At 67.7% G+C, this 21,537-nt stretch carries 21 protein-coding genes; 14 read left to right on the top strand and 7 right to left on the bottom strand.

Annotated features, from left to right (window positions below; genetic code table 11):
• Positions 1-702: an ABC transporter ATP-binding protein gene (locus ACSFCA_RS28450; protein ID WP_258351994.1), complete on the top strand. Its 702-nt coding sequence runs from the start codon at positions 1-3 to the stop codon at positions 700-702.
• A gap of 42 nt (positions 703-744) precedes the next feature.
• Here the strand turns inward: ACSFCA_RS28450 and ACSFCA_RS28445 are convergent, their stop codons facing one another.
• Genes ACSFCA_RS28445 through ACSFCA_RS28435 form a run of 3 tightly spaced genes read right to left on the bottom strand, consistent with a single transcriptional unit; the run spans position 745 to position 2,326 of the window.
• Positions 745-1,203, bottom strand: coding sequence for a hypothetical protein (locus tag ACSFCA_RS28445; protein WP_435461840.1), 459 nt, complete (start codon positions 1,201-1,203; stop codon positions 745-747).
• A 24-nt stretch (positions 1,204-1,227) separates the two neighbouring features.
• The gene (locus ACSFCA_RS28440; protein WP_258351996.1) at positions 1,228-1,935 is read right to left on the bottom strand and encodes a Crp/Fnr family transcriptional regulator; all 708 of its coding nucleotides are present in this window, start codon (positions 1,933-1,935) and stop codon (positions 1,228-1,230) included.
• A 7-nt stretch (positions 1,936-1,942) separates the two neighbouring features.
• A complete protein-coding gene (locus ACSFCA_RS28435) occupies positions 1,943-2,326 on the bottom strand; it encodes a DUF1090 domain-containing protein (RefSeq protein WP_435461841.1) in 384 nt (127 codons plus the stop codon).
• A 153-nt stretch (positions 2,327-2,479) separates the two neighbouring features.
• Between ACSFCA_RS28435 and ACSFCA_RS28430 the strand changes: the two genes are divergently transcribed.
• From ACSFCA_RS28430 to ACSFCA_RS28415, 4 genes are all read left to right on the top strand, one after another.
• Entirely contained in the window at positions 2,480-3,400 is a 921-nt protein-coding gene (locus ACSFCA_RS28430) for a beta-keto acid cleavage family enzyme (RefSeq protein WP_435461842.1), read from the top strand.
• A gap of 33 nt (positions 3,401-3,433) precedes the next feature.
• Positions 3,434-4,642, top strand: coding sequence for an ABC transporter substrate-binding protein (locus ACSFCA_RS28425; RefSeq protein ID WP_435461843.1), 1,209 nt, complete (start codon positions 3,434-3,436; stop codon positions 4,640-4,642).
• A 2-nt stretch (positions 4,643-4,644) separates the two neighbouring features.
• A complete protein-coding gene (locus tag ACSFCA_RS28420; RefSeq protein WP_435461844.1) occupies positions 4,645-5,595 on the top strand; it encodes a 3-hydroxyacyl-CoA dehydrogenase NAD-binding domain-containing protein in 951 nt (316 codons plus the stop codon).
• 308 nt (positions 5,596-5,903) lie between these two features.
• A complete protein-coding gene (locus ACSFCA_RS28415) occupies positions 5,904-7,715 on the top strand; it encodes a feruloyl-CoA synthase (RefSeq protein WP_435461845.1) in 1,812 nt (603 codons plus the stop codon).
• A 3-nt stretch (positions 7,716-7,718) separates the two neighbouring features.
• Here ACSFCA_RS28415 and ACSFCA_RS28410 read toward each other — a convergent pair whose 3' ends face one another.
• Positions 7,719-8,636 carry a LysR family transcriptional regulator gene (locus ACSFCA_RS28410; protein WP_258352002.1) on the bottom strand — a complete coding sequence of 306 codons (918 nt, stop codon included), beginning with the start codon at positions 8,634-8,636 and terminating at the stop codon, positions 7,719-7,721.
• Positions 8,637-8,754: 118 nt separating this feature from the next.
• On the opposite strand from ACSFCA_RS28410, the gene ACSFCA_RS28405 reads away from it, so the two are divergent.
• Genes ACSFCA_RS28405 through ACSFCA_RS28395 form a run of 3 tightly spaced genes read left to right on the top strand, consistent with a single transcriptional unit; the run spans position 8,755 to position 11,900 of the window.
• On the top strand, positions 8,755-10,122 hold the full coding sequence (locus ACSFCA_RS28405; RefSeq protein WP_258352003.1) for an MFS transporter: 1,368 nt from the start codon (positions 8,755-8,757) through the stop codon (positions 10,120-10,122).
• A 12-nt stretch (positions 10,123-10,134) separates the two neighbouring features.
• Complete coding sequence (locus ACSFCA_RS28400) at positions 10,135-10,644, top strand: GAF domain-containing protein (RefSeq protein WP_435461846.1); 510 nt, start codon at positions 10,135-10,137, stop codon at positions 10,642-10,644.
• Positions 10,641-11,900 (top strand): metal-dependent hydrolase family protein, encoded by a 1,260-nt coding sequence (locus ACSFCA_RS28395; RefSeq protein ID WP_435461847.1) that lies wholly within the window; start codon positions 10,641-10,643, stop codon positions 11,898-11,900. The genes ACSFCA_RS28400 and ACSFCA_RS28395 overlap by 4 nt, the downstream gene beginning before the upstream one ends.
• Positions 11,901-11,904: 4 nt before the next feature.
• Here the strand turns inward: ACSFCA_RS28395 and ACSFCA_RS28390 are convergent, their stop codons facing one another.
• Positions 11,905-12,693, bottom strand: coding sequence for a PaaX family transcriptional regulator (locus ACSFCA_RS28390; RefSeq protein ID WP_258352006.1), 789 nt, complete (start codon positions 12,691-12,693; stop codon positions 11,905-11,907).
• Between the two features lie 95 nt (positions 12,694-12,788).
• On the opposite strand from ACSFCA_RS28390, the gene ACSFCA_RS28385 reads away from it, so the two are divergent.
• On the top strand, positions 12,789-13,571 hold the full coding sequence (locus tag ACSFCA_RS28385; protein WP_435461848.1) for a crotonase/enoyl-CoA hydratase family protein: 783 nt from the start codon (positions 12,789-12,791) through the stop codon (positions 13,569-13,571).
• Here ACSFCA_RS28385 and ACSFCA_RS28380 read toward each other — a convergent pair.
• Positions 13,561-14,946, bottom strand: coding sequence for an aminotransferase-like domain-containing protein (locus tag ACSFCA_RS28380; RefSeq protein WP_435461849.1), 1,386 nt, complete (start codon positions 14,944-14,946; stop codon positions 13,561-13,563). The genes ACSFCA_RS28385 and ACSFCA_RS28380 overlap by 11 nt on opposite strands.
• A 137-nt stretch (positions 14,947-15,083) precedes the next feature.
• Here ACSFCA_RS28380 and ACSFCA_RS28375 point away from each other — a divergent pair, with 137 nt between their 5' ends.
• The 3 genes from ACSFCA_RS28375 (at position 15,084) to ACSFCA_RS28365 (ending at position 18,282) form a co-directional block, all read left to right on the top strand.
• Positions 15,084-16,370 carry a hydroxymethylglutaryl-CoA reductase, degradative gene (locus ACSFCA_RS28375; RefSeq protein ID WP_435461850.1) on the top strand — a complete coding sequence of 429 codons (1,287 nt, stop codon included), beginning with the start codon at positions 15,084-15,086 and terminating at the stop codon, positions 16,368-16,370.
• A 65-nt stretch (positions 16,371-16,435) separates the two neighbouring features.
• Positions 16,436-16,897, top strand: a complete 462-nt coding sequence (locus tag ACSFCA_RS28370; RefSeq protein ID WP_435461851.1) for a hypothetical protein — start codon at positions 16,436-16,438, stop codon at positions 16,895-16,897.
• Complete coding sequence (locus tag ACSFCA_RS28365) at positions 16,894-18,282, top strand: tripartite tricarboxylate transporter permease (RefSeq protein WP_258352011.1); 1,389 nt, start codon at positions 16,894-16,896, stop codon at positions 18,280-18,282. Before ACSFCA_RS28370 ends, ACSFCA_RS28365 begins: the two co-directional genes overlap by 4 nt.
• Here the strand turns inward: ACSFCA_RS28365 and ACSFCA_RS28360 are convergent.
• Positions 18,266-19,630: an AsmA family protein gene (locus ACSFCA_RS28360; protein WP_435461852.1), complete on the bottom strand. Its 1,365-nt coding sequence runs from the start codon at positions 19,628-19,630 to the stop codon at positions 18,266-18,268. The two genes, ACSFCA_RS28365 and ACSFCA_RS28360, sit on opposite strands and share 17 nt — an antisense overlap.
• 93 nt (positions 19,631-19,723) lie before the next feature.
• Here ACSFCA_RS28360 and ACSFCA_RS28355 point away from each other — a divergent pair, with 93 nt between their 5' ends.
• Positions 19,724-20,146: a hotdog fold thioesterase gene (locus ACSFCA_RS28355; RefSeq protein ID WP_093057085.1), complete on the top strand. Its 423-nt coding sequence runs from the start codon at positions 19,724-19,726 to the stop codon at positions 20,144-20,146.
• A 95-nt stretch (positions 20,147-20,241) separates the two neighbouring features.
• Complete coding sequence (locus ACSFCA_RS28350) at positions 20,242-21,525, top strand: solute carrier family 23 protein (protein WP_093057086.1); 1,284 nt, start codon at positions 20,242-20,244, stop codon at positions 21,523-21,525.
• Positions 21,526-21,537 lie beyond the last annotated feature (12 nt).

Raw genomic sequence — 21,537 nt, 5'->3', positions numbered from 1 at the left:
ATGCTCATCGTCCGCGACCTCAACACCTACTACGGCAACAGCCACATCCTGCGCGGCGTGCACGCCGGCATTCCGGCGGCCACCTCGGTCGGCCTGCTCGGGCGCAACGGCATGGGCAAGACCACGCTGATCCGCACGATGATGGGCTACGTGCGCCCCGCTTCGGGCGAAGTGCAGGTCGACGGCCGCACCGTCACCGGCCTGCCGCCCGAGAAGATGGCGCGACTGGGCATCGGCTACGTGCCCGAGGGGCGCGGCATCTTCCCGAACCTCTCGGTGCGCGAGAACCTCGTGATGAGCGAACGCGCCGGCATCGACGGACGGCGCGAGTGGACCTTCGACCGCGTGATGACCACCTTTCCGCGCCTGGCCGAGCGGCTGTCGCACGGCGGCCAGCAGCTGTCGGGCGGCGAGCAGCAGATGCTGTCCATCGGCCGCGCGCTGATGACCAACCCGCGCCTGCTGATCCTGGACGAGGCCACCGAGGGTTTGGCGCCGCTGATCGTGGCCGAGATCTGGCGCGTGATCGGCGAGATCCGTGCGACTGGCATTGCCACGCTGATCGTGGACCGCGACTACCGCAAGGTGTTGGCCCACACCGATCTTGCGGTGGTGATGGAGAAGGGGCAGATCGTGCGGCACGGGGCTTCGGCGGATCTGCTGGCCGAGCCGCATGTGCTGGAGGAATTGCTGGGCGTGTAGTAGGGTGCGCCCGCACGTGGTTGCAGCTGACGCTGTGAGAAATCAGGCCACGCGCTGCTTGAGAACAGTCAGTTCGATGGCCGGCGCCGGCCAGAGCTGCAGGTGGTAGCGATCGCTGCCCTCCAGCCCGTCTTCGGAAAGCGTGTCCAGGCCTGCATAGCAGGCGCGCAGCCTGTAGGTTCCGGGCGCAACGGGGATGCGCGCTGCATCGGGAAAGTAGTCGGTGCAGCCGGCGATGACCAAATCAGCGCTCTGCGTCACCAGCGTGCATTCGACGACATGCTCCCACTGGTCAAGATCGAGCGGGCTTTCCGCTTCGAGGATCTCGACAGTGACGGGCACGTCCATGTTGCGAACGGTGCCGATGCCGACGACGCCCGCTTCGGTCGCAAGCATGCGTTCCACGGCTTCGTCTGTCCACGCATCGGAGAGGTCGCCATCCGCGGCCTCGTCCTGGATGTAGAACTGGAAGTAGTCGGCAAAGATGCTGAATTCATGCATGGGGCGTACTCCGATTCCCTTTTGCTATTCGATGAAGCGCCGCAGCCCTTCGAGATCGATCACGGTGATGCCACCGTACTCGATCCGCAGGAACCCCGCTTCCTTCAGCCGGTTCAGCGCCGCATTGCACCGCTGACGCGACACGCCCGAGAGATTTGCAATCTCCTCCTGCGAGGTCTGCAGGTGCGGCTCGCTGCCCGGATGCAGCCACGGATGGAACAGCCCCGCCAGCGCGCGCGCCACCTGGCTGTCGGCATCGAGCAGCCGGTGCGCCGCGTAGTTGCCCATGAACCAGTGCAGCCGCTCGTTGATCTGCTGCAGCAGGAAGTGGTCGAAGCCGCGCTGCGTGCGGTGCAGCCACTCGAAGGTCTCCAGCGGCAGTTGCGCCACGCGGCTCGGGCGCAGCGCGATGATGTCGGCCGAGCGCGGCAGCGCGCGCAGCAGCGTGCCCTCGCCGAACCAGCTGCCGACCGAGAGCCCGCCGAAGGTCACGGAGCGTCCGTCGCTCGAGGTGATCGACCACTTGAGCAGCCCTTCGAGCGTGCCGTACCAGTGCAGCGGCGTGTCGCCGCGCCGGCACAGCGCGGCACCCGCGGCCACTTCGACCTCGCGTATCTCGTCGAGCACGCGCTCGCCCGCCGCCACGTCGAGCAGCGGGAACCAGGCCGAGCCCTGGAGCAACTGGGGAATCGTGAGCGATGCCGCCTGGATGGCGGGCCTGGTCGTGGGCATCTTCTTCTTACTGCGCGCCCTTGAGCTGTTGCAGCTCGGCCTGCGCTTCGCGCAATTTTTCTTCGCGGTCTGCGATCTTGTCGGCGCGGCCCTTGTGCTGGGCCTCGCGCAGGTCACGCTCGCGTTCTGCCACTTTGCGTTCCTGGCTGCGAATGCGCCGCTGGTGCTCTGCCGCCAGCTTCGCGTCGCTGCAGGTGCGGCGCACTTCGCCCAGCGCCTTTTCGAGCCCGCGCACGCGCTGCTTCTGGCCCTTGGCCTTGGCCGCCTCGATGTCGCGGCCGATGGCCTCGCGCTTGGCTTCGCAAGTGGCGGGGCCTGCCGGCTGCGCGAGCGTCCAGGTGGAGGTCAGCGCGGCCGCGGCGGCCAGGAGGATGGGCAGTAGTTTTTTCATTGGTGCTCCTTGATGTGCGCAATGGCGCACGGGCGACTTTAGCGTTTGGCGCAGCGTAAACCCTGCCCCCAAATGTCGTCCCGATGACTGAGTACAAACGCGTTCAAAAAAATAATTGCGCGCCCCCATGAAAGACACCAGGAGCCCCCGACCATGTCGAAGCGCAAAGTGATCGTGACCATCGCCCCCACCGGCGGCATGGCGCACAAGTCGCAGAACCCCAACCTCCCCACCCAGCCCGCAGAAATCGCGGCCGACGTGCTGCGCTGCTGGAACGCCGGCGCCAGCGTGGTCGCCATTCATGCGCGCCGCCCGGACGACGGCGCCACCTGCAACGCCAACGTGTACCGCGACATCAACAGCCGCATCCGCGCGGGCGGCAGCGACATCGTCATCAACAACTCCACCGGTGGTGGCGTGCACGGCGACATGGTGAAGCCGCTGGCCGGCGAGCGCTGGGAAATCGCGTGGGAAGAGCGCATCAAGGGCATGGACGCCGGTGCCGAGATGTGCACGCTCGATGCGACCACGCTCAACCTGAGCTTCGAAGGCAAGCAGATCCTGATGGACACGCCCATCACCCGTGGCCGCGAACTGGCCGCCGGCATGAAGGCGCGGGGCATCAAGCCCGAGTGGGAGGTGTTCAGCCCCACGCACATCCTGCAGGACACGACCACGCTGATCGATGAAGGCCACGACGACGAGCCCTACTTCATCAACCTGGTGATGAACGTGCACCGCAACTTCCAGAACGCGATGCCCTACTCGCCGCGCTTCCTGCAGATGATGGTCGACACCCTGCCCAAGGGCAGCATCTTCTGCGTGAGCGGCATCGGCCCGTCGCAGCTCGAAGCCAACGTGGCAGCACTGCTGCTGGGCGGCCATGCGCGCGTGGGCCTGGAAGACAACCTCTACTTCCGCCAGGCCGAGCTGGCCACCAACGTGCAGCTCACCGAGCGCATCGTGCGGGTGATACGCGAACTCGACATGGAGGTGGCCACGCCGGCCGAGGCGCGGCAGATGATGGGCCTGCCGCGCACGGGCACGCCGCGGCCCGAGTTCGCGCTGGGCTGACAACACCAAAGAACAACGAACGGAGACAAGCACATGAACATTTCCCGCACCGCCCTGGCCCTCGCCCTGGGCGCGGCTTTCGCAGCAAGCGCCTCGGCCCAGGTGTCCGACGACACGATACGCATCGGCTTCATCAGCGACATGTCGGGCATCTACCGCGACTACGACGGCCCGGCGGGCGCCGAGGCGATCCGCATGGCCATTGCCGACATGGGCGGCGCCATCGGCGGCAAGAAGATCGAGCTGGTCACGGCCGACCACCAGAACAAGCCCGACATCGCCGCCGCGAAAGCACGCGAGTGGTTCGACGTGCAAAAGGTCGACATGCTGATCGCCGGCGTCAACTCGGGTGCGGCCATTGCGATGGCCGGCGTGGCGGCCGACAAGAAGAAGCCGTACTTCGTGGTGGGCTCGGGCGCATCGAGCCTCACAAACGAATACTGCTCGCCCTACACGGTGCACTACGCCTACGACACGGTGGCCATGGCGCGCGGCACTGCAAGCGCGGTGGTCAAGGCCGGCGGCAAGAGCTGGTACTTCGTGACGGCCGACTACGCCTTCGGCGCGGCGCTGCAGAACGACGCGGCCAAGATCGTGCAGGCCAGCGGCGGCACGGTGGCGGGCTCGGTGAAGCATCCGCTGGGCGCGAGCGATTTCTCGTCGTTCATGCTGCAGGCGCAGGGTTCGAAGGCACAGGTGCTGGCGCTGGCCAATGCGGGCGGCGACACGGTCAACGCCATCAAGTCGGCGGCAGAGTTCGGCATCAGCAAGAACATGAAGCTGGCCGGCATGATCATCACCATCAACGACGTGCATGCGCTGGGCCTGAAGAGCTCGCAGGGCATGTACCTCACCGACAGCTGGTACTGGAACCAGAGCCCCGAGGCGCGCGAATGGGCGCGCCGCTTCTTCGACAAGCACAAGCGCATGCCCTCCTCCTTCCATGCCGGCGACTACTCGGCCGCGCTGCAGTACCTGCAGGCCGTGAAGGCCGCGGGCAGCGACGATGCCGACAAGGTGATGGCGCAATTGCGCAAGACGAAGTTCAATGACATGTTCGTCAAGGGCGGATGGCTGCGCGACGACGGGCTGATGGTGCACGACATGCACCTGATGCAGGTGAAGACGCCGGCCGAGTCGAAGGAACCATGGGACTACTACAAGGTGGTCGAGCCGATCCGCGGCGAGGCCGCATGGACGACGAAGGCAGAGAGCCGCTGCGCGCGGTGGAAATCAGCATGAGCATGAGCACTTCTTCTTCGAACGTGAAGCGCGTGGCGGTGGTCGGCACCGGCGTGATCGGTGCGAGCTGGGTCGCGTACTTTCTCGCGCACGGGCTCGATGTGAACGCGACCGATCCGTCGCCCGGCGCCGAAGACCGGCTGCGCGCCGCGGTGGCGCAGCACTGGCCGACGCTGGAGCGCTTCGGCCTGGCCGAAGGTGCTTCAGTGGACCGCCTGCGCTTCCACGACAGCCTGGAAGACGCGGTGTCCGTGGCCGACTTCGTGCAGGAAAACGGCCCCGAGCGCATGGATTTCAAGATCGACCTGTTCCGCCGCATGGATGCCGCCGCGCCACCGGAGACGATTCTTGCGTCGAGCTCGTCAGGCCTGACGATCAGCGGCGTGCAGTCGGGGTGCGTGCATCCACAGCGCGTGGTGCTGGGCCATCCGTTCAACCCGCCGCACCTGATTCCGCTGGTGGAGGTGATCGGCGGCGAGCAGACCTCGGCCGAGGCCATCGAGCGCACGATGGCGTTCTACGCCGCCATCGGCAAGCGGCCGATCCACGTGAAGCGCGAGGTGAAAGGCCACATCGCGAACCGGTTGCAGGCCGCGTTGTGGCGCGAAGCCTTCCATCTCGTCAACGAAGGCGTGGCGAGCGTGGCCGATATCGACACGGCCATCGCGCACGGACCCGGTCTGCGCTGGGCGGTGATGGGGCCGTTCATGAACCTGCATCTCTCGGGTGGCGCGGGCGGCATCGAGCACGTGCTCGCGCATCTGGGCGGGCCTATCGAGGACTGGTGGAAGGACTTGGGTGCGCCGTCGATGACAGCCGAACTCAAGCAGAAGGTGACGGAAGGCGTGGCACAAGAACTGGGCTCGCGCCGCACCAGCGACCTCGAAGCCGCGCGCGACACCCTGCTGTTAAACCTGATTCGCGCGAAGGCAGACACCGGCAAGCTCGACTAGATGAAAGCTTGCTTTTCGATTTGTCGCGTTGTTCGTTCAGGGTGCGATCACGCCGACGGGGTACCTTGCTCCGCGAATGTCCCCCGGCCTGCGGCCTCCTCCTTTATTTCGCTGCGCAAGGCACCCCATCGACGTGATCGATGGACGCAGCGGTTGAACCAGCCGCACAACGACTGCGCCCATGTGCGAATGGCACCGGGTGCTCCCCGCAGCGAAATAAAGGAGGAGGCCGAAGGCCGGGGGACATTCGCGGAGGGGAGTACCCGGTGTCATTCGCACACGCCCTGAACAAACCCCGGAACACTGAAATGACCGACTTCCTCAATGACGAAAGCCTGATCGCTCCACCCCGCACGGTTCGCATCGACTTCGACGACGGCTCCTTCGCGCTGCGCTCGCCGATGGCGCTGAAGTCTTACGCGCGCTGCATCGGTGAATGGCTGGAGCGGTGGGCCACGGAAACGCCCGACGCACTGGCCTTCGCCGAGCGCGACGAAACAGGCGAAGGCTGGCGCAAGCTCGACTACCGCACGCTGCGGCAAACGGTAGGCGCGGTGGCGCAAGGCCTGCTCGACCTGAACCTGCCCGCAGGTCAGCCGGTCGTGATCCTCTCGGACAACGCCATAGACCACGCAGTGCTGATGCTCGCGACCATGCACATCGGCCGCACCGCGTGTTCGCTCTCAAGCGCCTACTCGCGCATGGCCAAGGACCCGTCGCGGCTGCACGGCATGCTGCAAGCGCTGAAGCCGGGGCTGATCTACGCATCCGACGCGAAGGTGTACGGCGCATCGCTCGCGGGCTGCGGCGTGGAAGCGGTCACAGTGTTCAGCCGCAACGCCGATGCGCATCCCGGTGCGATGTCGTTCGAACAATTGCTCGCAGCGAAGGAAACGCCCGCCGTGATGCAGGCCTTCGCCAACGTGCTGCCCGACACGCACGCCAAGTACCTGCTGACCTCCGGCTCCACCGGCAAGCCCAAGGTGGTCATCAACACGCATCGCATGCTGTGCGCCAACCAGCAGATGATGGCGCAGACTTGGCGCTTCCTCGCGCAGGAAAAGCCGGTGCTGGTCGACTGGCTGCCCTGGAGCCACACCTTTGGCGCGAACCACAACCTGCACATGGTGCTGTGCCATGGCGGCGCGCTCTACATCGACGAGGGCCGGCCCGCGCCGGGCCTGATCGAGAAGACGGTGCGCAACCTGCGCGAGGTGAAGCCCACGCTGCTGTTCAACGTGCCGCGCGGCTTCGACATGCTGCTGCCCTTTCTCGAAGCCGACGACGCGCTGGCCACCGAGGTGTTCTCGCGGTTGCGGCTGGCCTTCTACGCGGCGGCGGCGCTCGCGCCTTCCACATGGCAGCGGCTCGAAGCGGTGGCCAAACGGGTGCGGCCCACGCGACCGCTGTGGCTCACCACCTCATGGGGCGCGACAGAGACCTCGCCCGCCATCACCTCCGCGCACTGGAAACTCGACGGCGCCGGCTGCATCGGCGCGCCGCTGCCGGGGCTGGAGCTGAAGTTCGTGCCCAACGGCGAGAAGCTGGAGATGCGCGTCAAGGGCGTCTCGGTGTTCCCAGGCTACCGCGATGCGCCGCACGAAACGGCGCAGGCTTTCGATGAAGAAGGCTACTACCGCATCGGCGATGCCGGCTTTCTCGCGAACCCGGCGCAGCCCGCGCACGGCGTGATCTTCAACGGCCGCGTGGCGGAAGACTTCAAGCTCTCGACCGGCACCTGGGTGTCGGTGGGCACGCTGCGCGTGAAGCTGGTGTCGATGCTCGCGCCGCACGCACAAGACGTGGTGCTCACCGGCCACGACCGCGACGAGATCGGCATGCTGGTGTTTGCAAGCCCGCAAGGCGCGGCGCTGCCGCCGGAGGCCCTGGGCGAGCGCATCGCCGGCGTGCTGCGTTCGCTGCGCGACGAAGGCGCGGGCTCCTCGCAATGCCCGGCCTGCGCACTGGTGCTGGCCGAGCCGCCGAGCCTCGACGCGGGCGAGATCACCGACAAGGGCTACATCAACCAGCGCGCCGTGCTCACGCGCCGCGCGGCGGACGTGGCGCGCCTGCACGCCCTTGCCGATGACGACCTGCAGGTGGTGCGGCTGCGCGCCTGATCATCATGAAGGCTGCTCGAACAGCGCCAGCAGCGTGTTCTTCAGCCACTGATGCAGCGCGGAGGTCTCGTGCCGCTGGTGCCAGAACAGCTCGATGACGCGTGCCGGCGCCTCCAGCGGCACGGGCATCCGGCGCAGGCCGGCCAGGCGCGCGGGCTCGAACTTCTCGGACCACGGCAGCACCGCGATCAGGTCGGAGCGGCGCACCACTTCGTACGCCGCGCCGTAGTGGTTCACCGTCGCGACCAGGTTGCGCTGCAGCCCTCGGCTGTGCAGGAACAGGTCGTAAGTCGGCGTGGTCTTGCCGACCAGGCTCACGTCCACATGGCGGGCCGCGAGGAATTTCTTCAGCGGAATCCTGTCGGCGCGCGCCAGCGGATGTCCGGTGCGCATGACGCACACGAAGTCGGGTGACCACAGCGCCCTCGACTTGAGAAACGCTGGCCGTTGCACTTCCTCGTTATAGACGCTGATTGCGAAGTCGGCCTTGTTGTCGGCCAGCACCTTGTCGAAATCCACCAGCGTGTTGGGAATGGCGTGGATGAGCATCGACGGCGCAGCCTTGCTGAGCTTGCCGGCGAGCCTCGGCACCACGATGCCCGAGACGTAGTCGGACATCGCGATGCTCAGGCTGGCGGTGCTGCGCAGCGCATCGAAGCGCTCCAGGTCGAGCGTGCCGCGAATCGCATGCAACGACTGCGACAGCGGCTCCCACAGGTCGATGGCCCGCCGCGTCGGGTTGACGCCGGCGCCGCTGCGCACGAACAGCGCGTCGTCGAAGGTCTCGCGCAGCCGGCGCAGCGCGTTGCTGACCGCGGGCTGGGTCAGCGACAGCTTGCTGGCGGCGCGCGTGACGTTGCCCTCGGTCATGAGGGCTTCGAACACCTTCAGCAGGTTGAGATCGGCGGAGCGGTAGTTCATCGTGCGGCCTGACCATTCACTGAATCTATAAACACAATCACACGTATAAATTTGTCGTGATATCCCTGCGATCCTACGATCTGCCGCTTCATCGCACCACCGAAGTCGAGGGATTCACATGACCATGCTGTCGGCCCGCATCGAGCGCCTGCCGTTCTCCGGTTTCCATCGGCGCCTGCTCCTCATGGGAGGACTGGGCTACACCTTCGACGCGATGGACGCCGCGGTGATCGCCTTCGTGCTGCCGGTATTGCGTACCGAATGGGGGCTCAGCAGCGTGCAGATCGGCGTGCTGGCCAGTGCGAACTTCATCGGTTTCTTCTTCGGCGCGCTTGCGTCCGGCACCTGCGGCGACCTGTTTGGGCGGCGCGTGGTGATGATGTCGGCGCTGGCGATCTACTGCGTGGCGTCGCTCTTCAGCGGCATGGTCGACAGCTGGACGGTGTTCCTCGGGCTGCGCATCGTGGCCGGCTTCGGCGCCGGCGCCGAAAGCGCGATCATCGCGCCCTACCTGTCGGAGTTCGTGGCGCGGCGCTACCGGGGCACCTTCACCGGGGCGCTGGCGGGCTTCTTCTCGTTCGGCTTCGTGGCGGCGGCGCTGCTGGGCTACTTCATCGTGCCGGCGCATCCGCAGGGCTGGCGCATCGTCATCTTCATCACGGCGATGCCGGTGGTGCTGCTGCTGTGGTGGCGCCGCGCGCTGCCCGAATCGCCGCGCTGGCTGGAAAGCCAGGGGCGGCAGGCCGAGGCCGGGACGATCGTGGACGCGATGGAATCCGACACCGTGCAACGCGGCCTTGCGCTGCCAGCACTCAACGCCGAGGACGTGGCCGCGCCGCCGCCCAGCAACAGCCGCGGCAGCCTGCTGAAGAACTACGCCACGCTGGTCTCCAGCAAGCTCATCCGCATCAGCACCATGACCTGGCTGATGTGGCTGGCGATCACCTTCAGCTACTACTCGTTCTTCACCTGGATTCCCAGCCTGCTGATCCAGAACGGCATGACGATCACCAAGAGCTTCGGCTACTCGCTGGTGATCTACCTCGCGCAGATTCCGGGCTACTTCTCGGCCGCCTGGCTCAACGAGAAGATCGGCCGGCAAGCCACCATCGTGAGCTACATGCTGCTGGGCGGACTCTCTGCGCTGGGCCTGGCCTTCACGCACAGCGACGGCCAGATCATGGCGGCGGGCGTGCTGCTGTCCTTCTTCATGAACGGCACTTATGCGGGCGTCTATGCCTACACGCCGGAGGTTTTTCCGACGCAGGTGCGCGCGACCGGCTCAGGCCTGGCGTCGGCCATCGGGCGCATCGGCGGCATCACGGCACCGATCCTGGTGGGCTTCATCTATCCGGCGCTGGGCTTCGCGGGCGTGTTCGGCATGACGACGGCGGTGCTGCTGCTGGGCGCGGCGGCCGTCACCTTCATGGGCATTCCGACGCGTGGCCGTTCGCTGGAAGACATCGCAGCGGCCGAACTTTCCTGATACAGAGCATCCATGCAACCCAAGCTTCTCGATGAATCGCTGTCGGCCGTCGCGCGCGCGCACGCCGACACGCAACAACCCCAGGCCACCTTCGACGCACTCGAGAAGGCGATGGCCGCGACCATCGGCCACCGGCTCTTCACCATCCTGGTGCACCATCGCGAGGCGCGCGAGTCGGAACGCATCTACACCAACATGCGCGAGGCCTACCCGGTGGGCGGGCGCAAGCCGATCACCGATTCGCCGTGGATGCAGCAGGTGATGCAGCGCGGCCTGCCCTACATCGGCCGCAACGCCGACGACCTGCGCGACGTTTTCTACGACCACGAGCTCATCGTGTCGCTGGGCTGCCGCAGCGTGCTGAACATTCCGCTGCGCTGGCGCGGCGAGACGCTGGGCACGCTGAACATGCTGCACGAGGAAAACTGGTACGACACCGGGCACGTCGAGCTCGCGCGCGTGTTCGCGCAACTGGCGCTGCCGGCCGTGATGGCACAACAGAGCAAGGAGTCCCTCGCATGACGAACATGGTGCTTTTCAAGAATGCCAATCTGCTCGACCCGCAGCGCCCCGAGTTGCTGGAAGACCACCACATCCTGGTCGAGGGCGGCATGGTCCGCGAGGTTTCGGACAAGCCTATCCACAGCCCCTCGGCGCGCGCGATCGACGTGAAGGGCAAGACCGTGATGCCCGGCCTCATCGACCTGCACGTGCACGTGATCGCGGTGGAGCTCAATCTCTCGCGGCAGGTGCACATGCCCAACGTGCTCATCACGCTGCGCAGCGTGCCCATGCTGCGCGGCATGCTGCGCCGTGGCTTCACCACGGTGCGCGACGCGGGCGGCGCGGGCTTTGCGTTCAAGCAGGCGGTGGAATCGGGGCTGGCGCAGGGCCCTCGCCTGTTCGTCTCCGGCCGCGCGCTGAGTCAGACCGGCGGCCATGGCGACATGCGCGCACGCTCCGACTACCTGATGAACAACGACGGGGCGTGCGCCACCTGCGTACGCGTCGGTGCGCTGGCGCGCGTGGTCGACGGCGTGGATGCGGTGCGCCGCGCCGTCCGCGAAGAGCTGCAGATGGGCGCTGACCAGATCAAGATCATGGCCTCCGGCGGCGTGGCCTCGCCGACCGACCCGGTGGGCGCCTTCGGCTACAGCGAGGACGAGATCCGCGCCATCGTCGAAGAGGCCCGCGGGCGCGGCACGTATGTGATGGCGCATGCCTACACCGCCGAGGCCATCGCGCGGGCCGTGCGCTGCGGCGTGCGCACCATCGAGCACGGCAACCTTGTCGATGCGCCCACGGCCGAACTCATGGCGCAGCTCGGTGCGTACGTGGTTCCGACCCTGGTCACCTACGACGCGCTGGCCAACGAGGGCGAGAGCTTCGGGCTGCCGAAGGAAAGCGTGACCAAGGTGGCCAGCGTGCGCGAGGCCGGCCTGCGCTCGCTGGAAATCTACAAGGCAGCGGGCGTGAAGATGGGCTACGGCTCCGACCTGCTGGGCGAATCGCAGCGCCTGCAGAGCGACGAATTTCGCCTGCGCGCCGAAGTGCTGTCGCCGGCCGAGGCCATCGCCAGCGCAACGACGGTCGCGGCCGAGGTGCTGGGCATGAGCGAACGCCTGGGCCGGCTGGTGCCCGGCGCACTGGCTGACATTCTGGTGGTGGACGGCAATCCGCTGCGCGACGTCGGCTGCCTGCTGGGCCAGGGCGAGCGCATTCCGCTGGTCATGAAGGAAGGCGTGGTGCAGTTCGACGAACTGGGCACCGTCCACTGAAGGGCTACGGCAGCGCCAGCCACTTGCGCCACAGGACCAGTGCCTTGTCCTGGTAGCGACGGGTGGCGGCGAGCAGCGCGGCGCGCGGTTCGGGCGACATGAGTTCGGCCGGCAACAGCGGATCGCGGATGAGGTGCGCGATCACGGCGCGCCCCAGCAGCAGCGACTCGCGCGTGGCCACTTCGAGCCGCTGGGTGCGCAGCCGCTTCTCGCTGCGTTCCAGGCCCGCCTGCAGGCGGCTGCAATCGGCCGTCAGGGCACGCACATTCCAGAGCTTGCGTGCGGCGGCCTGCGCGGCATCGTCCAGATCGGCCAGCCGGAACACCAGGGCGGTGCGCGACAGGCCCAGGGCCGCCAGCTGCACGCGCTCGCCCTCCAGCCCGCCCGCGAGGTTGTCGGGCCGGATGTTCAGCCCCGGCCGCAACGCCGCAAAGCCGCGCAGCGACAGTGCAAGAGCATGGTGGCGCCACGCCGTCTTGTCGGCACGCGGCACGCCAGCGTCGTGCACGGCGAGCCAGTCGCCGTGCCACGCGACAGCCTGCGCCTGCTTGTGCCGCCAGTCGTCGACCGCGCGCGACAGCGCCGGGCCCTTGCGGTTGAGCGCGTAGCTGCCGCGCTCACCGCGCGCGATCTTGCCCTCGGCGGCGAGCCTCGTCAGGCCCACGCGCAGCGTCGATTCGCCGATGCCCATGAGCTCGCCCGCGCGGCACAGCGCCTGCGAGCTCAGCGTGCCGCCGTCGGCCACAAGCAGGTCGAGGATCAGCTCCGGCGCGCTGGGGATGGCGACCGGCACATTACATACTTTGTCCATAATTGCGAAACAGAGAAATATTTCCTACGATGCAACCGAGCGAACGCTAATGTAATTTAGCCCGAAAGGATGCACGCATGGCCATGCAGTACGTGGCGTACGACGTGGACCGCACGGTCTGCACCATCACGCTGAACCGCCCGGAGAAGCGCAATGCGGTCGATGGCGTGGTGGCCGCCGAACTGCGTGAGGCTTTCGAGCGCTTCGAGGCCGACGACGCGCTGCGCGTCGCGGTGCTGACCGGCGCGGGCGGCAACTTCTGCGCGGGCGCCGACCTCTCGGCCGTGGCCGACCCGGGCCGCCGCAACGAGCTCGACCCCGAAGGCGGCGGCAGCGGCCCGATGGGGCCCACACGCATGGCGCTGTCGAAGCCGTTGATCGCAGCGGTGAACGGCTATGCGGTGGCTGGCGGCCTCGAACTGGCTTTGCTGGCCGACCTGCGCGTGGCCGACGACGACGCGGTGTTCGGCGTGTTCTGCCGCCGCTGGGGCGTGCCGCTGATCGACGGCGGCACGGTGCGGCTGCCGCGCATCGTGGGCATGGGGCGCGCGCTCGACATGATTCTTTCGGGCCGTCCGGTGGGCGCGCCTGAGGCGCTGGCGATGGGCCTGGTCAACCGCGTGACGCCGCCCGGCGGTGCGCTGGCCGCTGCGCAAGAACTGGCCTACCAGCTCGCAGCGTTCCCGCAGCAATGCATGCTGGCCGACCGCCGCTCCGCCTACGCACAGTGGGACATGTCGCTGGCAGAGGCGCTGCGCCGCGAGGGTGCCCAGGGCGTACCGATGGTTTTCGCCGAAGGCGAAGCCGGCGCGGCGCGCTTCGCCGGTGGCGCAGGTCGCCACGGGGAGTTCAAGCGCTGAAGAAGCGCAGCGTGGTGCGCAGCGCCTTGGCAAAGCGCGGGTCGGCCATGGCGCCCACGTTGAAGCGCGACCAACGCGACACCTGCGTCGAGTCGACGCTGAAGATGCGCCCCGGCGCCATCACGATCTTGCGTGGCAGCAGCTCCTTCGCAAAGGCCAGCGAGTCGGCCACGCCGGGCAGCGCGGCCCACACGTAGAGCGACTGCGGGGTGCGCGCGAACACCTCTGCGTCGACCGAGTCGAACAGCTTGATCGCGTTGCGCGTGGCTTCGCCGAGCCGCGCCTGCAGGCGATTGAGATGCCGCTGGTAGTGACCCTCGCTCAGGATGACGTCGACCGTGCGCTCGCAATACTCCGAACTGCTCACGTGGATCAGCGCCTTCAGGTCCGCGAGGTCGCTCGCCAGGTCGGCGCCGCAGGCGATGAAGCCCACGCGCAGCGCTGCCGAGAACGACTTGGAGAAGCTGCCGATGTAGATCGTGCGCTCCAGCTGGTCGAGCGCGGCCAGGCGCGGCAGCGAGGTGGGCTTGAAGTCGGCCAGCGGATCGTTCTCGACGATCAGCAGGTCGTGCTTCTGCGCGAGCTGCAGCACGCGGAAGGCCTTGGCGGGCGAGATGTCGGAGCCCGTGGGGTTGTGCGCGATCGACTGCGTGAAGAACAGGCGCGGCCGCTCGGCAACGAGCAGGCGCTCCAGTGCTTCGAGGTCGGGCCCGTCGGCCAGGCGCGGCACGCCCAGCACCTGCGCACCCGCAAGCTTGAGCTTGCCGAAGAGAGGGTAGTAGCCAGGGTCGTCCACCAATACCTTACCGCCGGGCGGCACGAAGTAGCGGATGACGATGTCCATCGCCTCGTTGGCGCCGTGCGTCAGCACGATCTGCCGCGGCTCCGCGCCGATGCCGAAGTCGGCCAGCTTGCGCACGAGGTGGTCGCGCAGCGGCGCATAGCCGAAGCGGCTGCCGTAGCGGAACAGCGCGCCGAGCCCCGTGCGGACCACCTTGGGGTGGTACTTGTCGAGCCGAACGTCGGCCAGCCATTCGACCGGTGGAAAGCCATCGCCCACCGCGATGGCGTCGGGCTGCGTCTTGAGCTGCTCGCGCATGAGCCACACGATGTCCATCGCGCGGCCGAGACTGCCGGCGTCTTCTTCCACCGGCTTGGCGGTCTGCTGCGCACGCACGAAGTAGCCCGAGCCGCGCTTCGGCTCGACCAGTCCGCGCGACACCAGCAGCTCGAAGGCGGCCACGACGGTGTTCTTCGCGTAGTTGTGCAGCTGCGCCAGTTCCCGCAGTGACGGAAGCTTGTCGCCTGCCTTGTAGGCACCACTCGCGATCTGGCGTTCGATGGCGTTGGCGAGCGAATCGGCAATGGTCGTCATGGGCGCCGACTGTGACACAGCGGCCCGCTTTCGCGCACCACTGTCCGCACTGTCCCGCCAAACTGTGCCTTCCACCGGCGGTACAGCCGACCTAAATTGCCTGCTCCCGAATTCATCTTCCGAAGAGACAAGCAACGATGGTCGCCGACTCCCGCATCCCCAACTTCCGCGCACTCACGCCCACGCAGCGCCTGGCCCACATAGCGCAGGCCGCATCCCTGGGTGACGAAGAGGTGGCGCTGCTCGCCCACCCTGGCGCACTGGGCGTGGACCGCGCCAACGGCATGGTCGAGAACGTGATCGGCACCTTCGAGCTGCCGCTGGGCGTGGCCGGCAACTTCACCGTCAACGGGCGCGACTACCTCGTGCCCATGGCGGTGGAAGAGCCCTCGGTGGTGGCCGCCGCTTCCTTCATGGCCAAGCTGGCGCGCGAGGGCGGCGGTTTCGAGGCTTCGAGCACCGGCCCGCTGATGCGTGCGCAGGTGCAGGTAATAGGCATCACCGATCCGTACGGCGCGCGGCTGGCGCTGCTGCAGGCGCGCGACGAAATCCTTGCCGTGGCGAACAGCCGCGACAAGGTGCTGATCGGCCTGGGCGGCGGCTGCCGCGACATCGAGGTGCATGTGTTCGGTGACACGCCGCGCGGCGCGATGGTGGTGATGCACCTGATCGTCGACGTGCGCGACGCGATGGGCGCGAACACCGTCAACACCATGGCCGAGGCGGTGTCGCCGCTGGTCGAGAAGCTCACGGGCGGCACGGTGCGGCTGCGCATCCTGTCGAACCTGGCCGACCTGCGGCTGGCGCGTGCACGCGTACGGCTGACCCCCGCGGTGCTGGCCACGCGCGAGCGCAGCGGCGAAGAGGTGGTCGAGGGCGTGATCGACGCGTACACCTTCGCAGCCATCGATCCCTACCGCGCGGCGACGCACAACAAGGGAATCATGAATGGCGTCGATCCGGTGATCGTCGCAACCGGCAACGACTGGCGCGCAGTGGAAGCCGGCGCGCATGCCTATGCCTGCCGCAGCGGGCGCTACACATCGCTGACCACCTGGGAGAAGGACACAGCGGGCGCGCTGGTCGGCACCATCGAGATGCCGATGCCGGTGGGCCTGGTCGGCGGTGCGACCAAGACACACCCGCTCGCACGGCTCGCGCTGAAGATTCTCGACGTGAAGTCGGCACAGGAGCTGGGCGAAGTCGCGGTGGCCGTGGGCCTCGCGCAGAACCTCGGCGCGCTGCGCGCGCTCGCCACCGAAGGCATCCAGCGCGGCCACATGGCGCTGCATGCCCGCAACATCGCTCTGGTCGCGGGCGCCACCGGGGACGAGGTCGACAGCATCGCGAAACAGATGGCGGCCGAGCACGACGTGCGCACTGACCGCGCGGTCGCGCTGCTCGAGGCGCTGCGCAAGAAGTAAACAGACGAGCACCGCGGCGGCCACGCAAGAGGCCGTCAGATAACCACAGACGGAGACATCGAAAAATGAGTGCAGACAGTGCAACGCCCGCCCGCTGGCGGCTGGTGGAGATATGGGGCGACACGGCCGACCTGGGCCACCTCGCGTGGTCGATCGCCATCGGCATTGCGGTGAGCCTCACGGGCTACCTCGTGGCCAGTCGCGTGCTCATGAGCACTGTCGGCACGCCCGAGCTGGCACGGGCCTACGCCATGCTCGCCGGCCTGGGCGGCTGCGTGGTGTCGGGCCTGATCTGCGCGAAGCTCTTCACGCCGAAGCGCGAAGTCGTCGAAGGAGCAGCGGCCGATCCGCGCTGGCGCGAAGAGGTGCTGGCAGAACTGGCCGGCGAGCACGGCGACCTCGGCTCGGTGGACGACCTGCCGCCGTCGGTGGTGCGCGAGATGAAGGAGCTGGAGATCTACGACCTGTTCGCGTCGTACAAGCCCCGCGCACATGCCTCGGGCAGCACGGAAGGAGCCGCGCCGTGATCGACGCCGCACTCCTGAACCAGATCCTCGTCGCCACGGGCATGGGCCTCGTGGGCGCCGTCGTGTTCGCGGCCATCGGCCTCGTCTCGGGCACCGACGAGACCACCACGCTCGCACCGCTCACCCTGCTGGTGGTGCTGCTCGGCGTGCCGCCCGAAGGCGTGTTCACCTTCTTCCTGGCGGCGGCCGTGGCCAAGCACATGACGCATGCGGTGCCCACCGCGCTGCTGGGCATTCCGGGCGACACCATGGCCACGCCGCTGCTGCAGGATGCGAACGTGCTGCGCAACCTCGGCGTGCCGCACATCGCGCTGCGCAAGATGGTGTCGGGCGCGATCATCGCGGCCTTCATCGCGGTGCCGCTGGCCGTGCTGTTCGCGGTGCTGCTGGCGCCCTACGGCGCGGTCATCACCAAGGCGGCGCCGTGGATCTTCGTGGTGGCGGCCGTGGCCATCGCGTACTTCTCCAGCGGACGCTGGGCCTCGGTGGCCACGCTGGTGCCGTTCGTGATGGTGATCGTGGCGCTGCAGGCGCTCACCGGCAAGTACGGCGTGAAGCTCGGCATCAGCTACTTCCTGGGCATTGCCATCGGGCCGCTGGTGGCCGACCTGTTCTCGGTGATCTCGCCGGCTGCGCGCGCACGCATGAAGCGCGACAAGGTCCGCACCTTCTCGCTCGCCCCCGACGTGAAGGGCTGGTCGGGCTACTTCCCGAATCCGTTCAAGGTGCTGGACCGCACGCAGGTGAAGTGGACCTTCGCGACGGCCGCGATCTCCAGCGCCACCTTCGTGTTCAGCCCGGTCGCGATGACCGTGGTGCTGGGCGAACTGGTGGGCTCGCGCATCAAGCATGCGTACCACCGGCTCACCACCACGCTGGCCGCGCGCAACGGCGTGACCGAGGCCACCTACATCGCCGAGGCACTGATCCCGCTGATCGCCATCGGCCTGCCGCTGAGCCCTGTGGCGGCCGGGCCGGCCGCACCGCTGTTCAACGCGCCGCCGGTGTTCACCATCGATGCGGCCACCGGCCAGACGCACAACCTGCACAACCTGCTGAACCACTGGGAGTTCCTGGGCTACGGCATGCTGGCGGTGGTGCTCGCAGCCCTGGTGGCCTATCCGTTCACGATGAACTTCGCGCGCCGCGCGGCGCTGTTCGTGTCGCGCAAGGTGAGCCACGAGGCGATCATCGCGACCTTCGTCGGGCTGATCGTGGTCATCAGCGTATGGGAAGGCCAGCTGCTCGGGCTGCTGGTGATCCTGACGATGGGGCTGCTGGGCGGGCTGCTGTCCCGCGCGATCGGGTTCAACACCGGCGTGCAGTTCATGGGGTACTACACAGCGGTGCTGACAGTGCCGGCGGCGATCAAGGCGTTTGCCTAGGGCCGGTGCGCGGCCTGGGTGCCGGCCTGGGCTTGGGCTTCGTCGGCTTGCTCCCGCCGAACATCTTTTCCACCTGCTGCCCCACGCGCGCCCCGATGGCCGTGCCCACGCCCGGCAGCACTGCGCTGCCGATGGCCGCGCCGGTGAGCGCGGCGCCGGTCAGCGACAGCTCGGGGTCGCTTGCGGTTCCGCCGATCTTCAGCGGCACGCCGATCACGCCGTCGACAAGGTCCACCGCGATCTCGCCGTCGAGCTTGCGGTTGAACAGCTTCAGGTTGCCGCTTGCCGTGAGCACGCCCGAACGGGCCTTGAGGTTGGTGTACTGGATCACCACGCCGTCTTCGGTGCCCTGGGTGTCGAGCGTGCCGGTAAGCTCGTTCAGTTGCGTCGTGCCCCCCCGGCTCACGCCTGCGGTGGCTACGGCCTTGGCCACGTCCAGCTTGGTGAGCGTGGCGGGCTGCACCGAGAAGGTGGTGCGGGTGTGCAGGCTGCGGATCAGCGCGCCCAGTTCCTCGGCACTCCCGGCTTCAGCCACGAGCGTGGTGTTGCCCGAGAACTTGCCGGCCACCGAAGTGCGGCGGTCGAAGGCCTGCACCAGGCTCTCGATGTCGATCTGGCGCGGCTCCAGTTCGGCGGAAAACTGCAGCTTGCCGTCGGGCAGTGTCTCCAAGCGGGAGACACCGTTCCAGGTACCGCCGCCCGCGTCGATGCGGGTGCGCCAACGGTCCTGCCCGGCCTGGCGGTCCAGGCGCAGGCGCACGGGTGGCAAGGGCGGGGCCAGACCGGCGCGCTCGAGCCGGGCCTGGCGCGGGCGCCAGCCGGGGTCGAAGCGGACGTCGCCGTCGTAGGCCAGCGAGATGTCGCGCCGGTCGATCCAGACCACGTCGCGCCAGCGCAGCAGTTCCACGGGCACGGGTGCGAGCGTCCATGGCGCGGGCAGCGCGACGACGTTGCCGCTGCCTTCCTGCGGCTTGGGCCCCTTGCCGCGAAACGCCCGCACCGAGGCGCGCGGCAGCACCAGGCTTTCGATTTCGACATCGTCCACGGCAATGACGCGCTGCAGCAGCGGCGCGAGCTGCAGCCGCAGGGTGGCGCGGCGCAGGGTGATGGGGCGCGGCTGGTCGGTGGCGATGTCGGACAGCACCAGCACGGGCACCGGCAGCAGCGACCAGTGGGCACCGCCGACCTTCAGGGCAACGCCAAAGCGCTTCTCGAAGCCTTCGGCGATCTTCGCGGCCACCTCGTCGTCGGTGGGCAGGCGCGCGCTCACCACCCACACCAGCGCGCCCACGCCCAGCAGCAGTGCGACGGCAATGCCAATGAGCCAGCGGCGGACGGGGTGCTTCATCGATCCAAGGTAACACGCAAAGGCGACTCGGTTTGTCAGTCTCCATCGCTATAGTTTTGGCCACTGTTACAGGCACAAGGAAAGAAGCACGCCATGCGTATCTGGAAAAAAGAGATCTCCGTCGAGGCGCTGACGCGCAACCACGTGGGCACCGTCGTATCGGCACTGGGCATGGAATTCCTGGAGGTGGGCGACGACTTCATCCGCGCCCGCTGTCCGGTGGACGAACGCACCCGCCAGCCCTACGGCATCCTGCACGGCGGCGTGTCGGTGGTGCTGGCCGAGACGCTGGGCTCCTGCGGCGCCCACTACTCGGCCCCCGAAGGCGACCGCGCCGTGGGACTGGACATCAACGCCAACCACATCCGCTCTGTCACCAGCGGCTGGGTGATCGGCACGGCGCGGCCGGTGCACCGCGGACGCACCACGCAGGTCTGGCAGATCGACCTGACGAACGAGGCGGGTGAGCTGACCTGCGTGTCGCGCATCACGATGGCGGTGCTGCAGCCGCGCTGACCGAGGCGGCGGGCCCAGGGGTGACGGGTGTGTTCAGCGTAGGGTTCATCGACCACAATCACGCCCCACCAACAACCAACAAGAGGAGACAAGAAATGTTCAACTGGACAGAACGGCCCGCGTCCTCGCTGGCCAACGGCGCGGTCATCGCGCCCGACGAGCGGCTGCCCTGGCTGCAGACCGGCGCCATGGGCGTGCAGCACGTGATCGCGATGTTCGGCGCCACGGTGCTGGCGCCGATCCTGATGGGCTTCAGCCCCAACATCGCGATCCTGATGAGCGGCATCGGCACGCTGATCTTCTATTTCGTCACCGGCGGCAAGGTGCCCAGCTACCTGGGCTCGAGCTTCGCCTTCATCGGCGTGGTGATCGCGGCCAGCGGCTATGCGGGCAAGGGGCCCAACGCCAACATCGCGGTGGCGCTTGGGGGCATCGTGGCCTGCGGGGTGGTGTACATCCTGATCGGGGCCATCGTGCAGGCCGTCGGCACGGGGTGGATCGAGCGCTTCATGCCGCCGGTGGTCACGGGCGCGGTGGTGGCGGTGATCGGGCTCAACCTGGCGAGCGTGCCGATCAAGAACATGGCCGCCAGCAACTTCGACTCGTGGATGCAGGCCGTGACCTTTCTCTGCGTGGGCCTGGTGGCGGTGTTCGCGCGCGGCATGCTGCAGCGCCTGCTGATCCTGGTGGGGCTGATCCTGGCCACTGTGGTCTATGCGGTACTGACCAACGTCATGGGCATGGGCAAGCCGGTCGACCTGAGCGGCATTGCCAACGCGGCGTGGTTCGGCCTGCCGACCTTCACGACGCCGGTGTTCACGGCCAACGCGATGCTGCTGATCGCGCCCGTGGCAATCATCCTTGTGGCGGAAAACCTCGGCCACCTGAAGGCTGTGACGGCCATGACGGGCCGCAACCTCGACCCGTACATGGGCCGCGCCTTCATCGGCGACGGCATCGCCACGGTCGTGAGCGGCGCCGCGGGCGGCACCGGCGTGACCACCTACGCCGAGAACATCGGCGTGATGGCGGCCACGCGCATCTACTCGACGGCGGTGTTCGTGGTGGCGGCCGTCATCGCGCTGGTGTTGGGCTTCAGCCCCAAGTTCGGCGCGCTGATCCAGGCGATTCCGCTGCCGGTGATGGGCGGCGTGAGCATCGTGGTGTTCGGCCTGATCGCCATTGCCGGCGCCAAGATCTGGGTCGACAACAAGGTCGACTTCTCGCAGAACAAGAACCTGATCGTGGCGGCGATCACGCTGATCATCGGCACGGGCGACTTCACGCTGAAGTTCGGCGACTTCGCTCTCGGCGGCATCGGTACCGCGACCTTCGGCGCGATCATTCTTTACGCGCTGCTGGGCCGCTCGAAGAACTGACGCAAGGCACCC

Origin of the sequence: Variovorax multivorans, from assembly GCF_051216835.1 — a bacterium.
In the GTDB taxonomy this organism is placed as follows: Bacteria; Pseudomonadota; Gammaproteobacteria; order Burkholderiales; family Burkholderiaceae_C; genus Variovorax.
The sequence above is the reverse complement of the archived record's forward strand: the minus strand, read 5'-3'. Positions and strand labels throughout refer to the sequence as shown.

Excerpts from the sequence above, each read along its gene's own strand:
- ACSFCA_RS28450 (WP_258351994.1), top strand. The coding sequence starts at position 1 with ATGCTCATCGTCCGCGACCTCAACACCTACTACGGCAACAGCCACATC.
- ACSFCA_RS28445 (WP_435461840.1), bottom strand. The coding sequence starts at position 1,203 with ATGCATGAATTCAGCATCTTTGCCGACTACTTCCAGTTCTACATCCAG.
- ACSFCA_RS28440 (WP_258351996.1), bottom strand. The coding sequence starts at position 1,935 with ATGCCCACGACCAGGCCCGCCATCCAGGCGGCATCGCTCACGATTCCC.
- ACSFCA_RS28435 (WP_435461841.1), bottom strand. The coding sequence starts at position 2,326 with ATGAAAAAACTACTGCCCATCCTCCTGGCCGCCGCGGCCGCGCTGACC.
- ACSFCA_RS28430 (WP_435461842.1), top strand. The coding sequence starts at position 2,480 with ATGTCGAAGCGCAAAGTGATCGTGACCATCGCCCCCACCGGCGGCATG.
- ACSFCA_RS28425 (WP_435461843.1), top strand. The coding sequence starts at position 3,434 with ATGAACATTTCCCGCACCGCCCTGGCCCTCGCCCTGGGCGCGGCTTTC.
- ACSFCA_RS28420 (WP_435461844.1), top strand. The coding sequence starts at position 4,645 with ATGAGCACTTCTTCTTCGAACGTGAAGCGCGTGGCGGTGGTCGGCACC.
- ACSFCA_RS28415 (WP_435461845.1), top strand. The coding sequence starts at position 5,904 with ATGACCGACTTCCTCAATGACGAAAGCCTGATCGCTCCACCCCGCACG.
- ACSFCA_RS28410 (WP_258352002.1), bottom strand. The coding sequence starts at position 8,636 with ATGAACTACCGCTCCGCCGATCTCAACCTGCTGAAGGTGTTCGAAGCC.
- ACSFCA_RS28405 (WP_258352003.1), top strand. The coding sequence starts at position 8,755 with ATGACCATGCTGTCGGCCCGCATCGAGCGCCTGCCGTTCTCCGGTTTC.
- ACSFCA_RS28400 (WP_435461846.1), top strand. The coding sequence starts at position 10,135 with ATGCAACCCAAGCTTCTCGATGAATCGCTGTCGGCCGTCGCGCGCGCG.
- ACSFCA_RS28395 (WP_435461847.1), top strand. The coding sequence starts at position 10,641 with ATGACGAACATGGTGCTTTTCAAGAATGCCAATCTGCTCGACCCGCAG.
- ACSFCA_RS28385 (WP_435461848.1), top strand. The coding sequence starts at position 12,789 with ATGGCCATGCAGTACGTGGCGTACGACGTGGACCGCACGGTCTGCACC.
- ACSFCA_RS28380 (WP_435461849.1), bottom strand. The coding sequence starts at position 14,946 with ATGACGACCATTGCCGATTCGCTCGCCAACGCCATCGAACGCCAGATC.
- ACSFCA_RS28375 (WP_435461850.1), top strand. The coding sequence starts at position 15,084 with ATGGTCGCCGACTCCCGCATCCCCAACTTCCGCGCACTCACGCCCACG.
- ACSFCA_RS28370 (WP_435461851.1), top strand. The coding sequence starts at position 16,436 with ATGAGTGCAGACAGTGCAACGCCCGCCCGCTGGCGGCTGGTGGAGATA.
- ACSFCA_RS28360 (WP_435461852.1), bottom strand. The coding sequence starts at position 19,630 with ATGAAGCACCCCGTCCGCCGCTGGCTCATTGGCATTGCCGTCGCACTG.
- ACSFCA_RS28355 (WP_093057085.1), top strand. The coding sequence starts at position 19,724 with ATGCGTATCTGGAAAAAAGAGATCTCCGTCGAGGCGCTGACGCGCAAC.
- ACSFCA_RS28350 (WP_093057086.1), top strand. The coding sequence starts at position 20,242 with ATGTTCAACTGGACAGAACGGCCCGCGTCCTCGCTGGCCAACGGCGCG.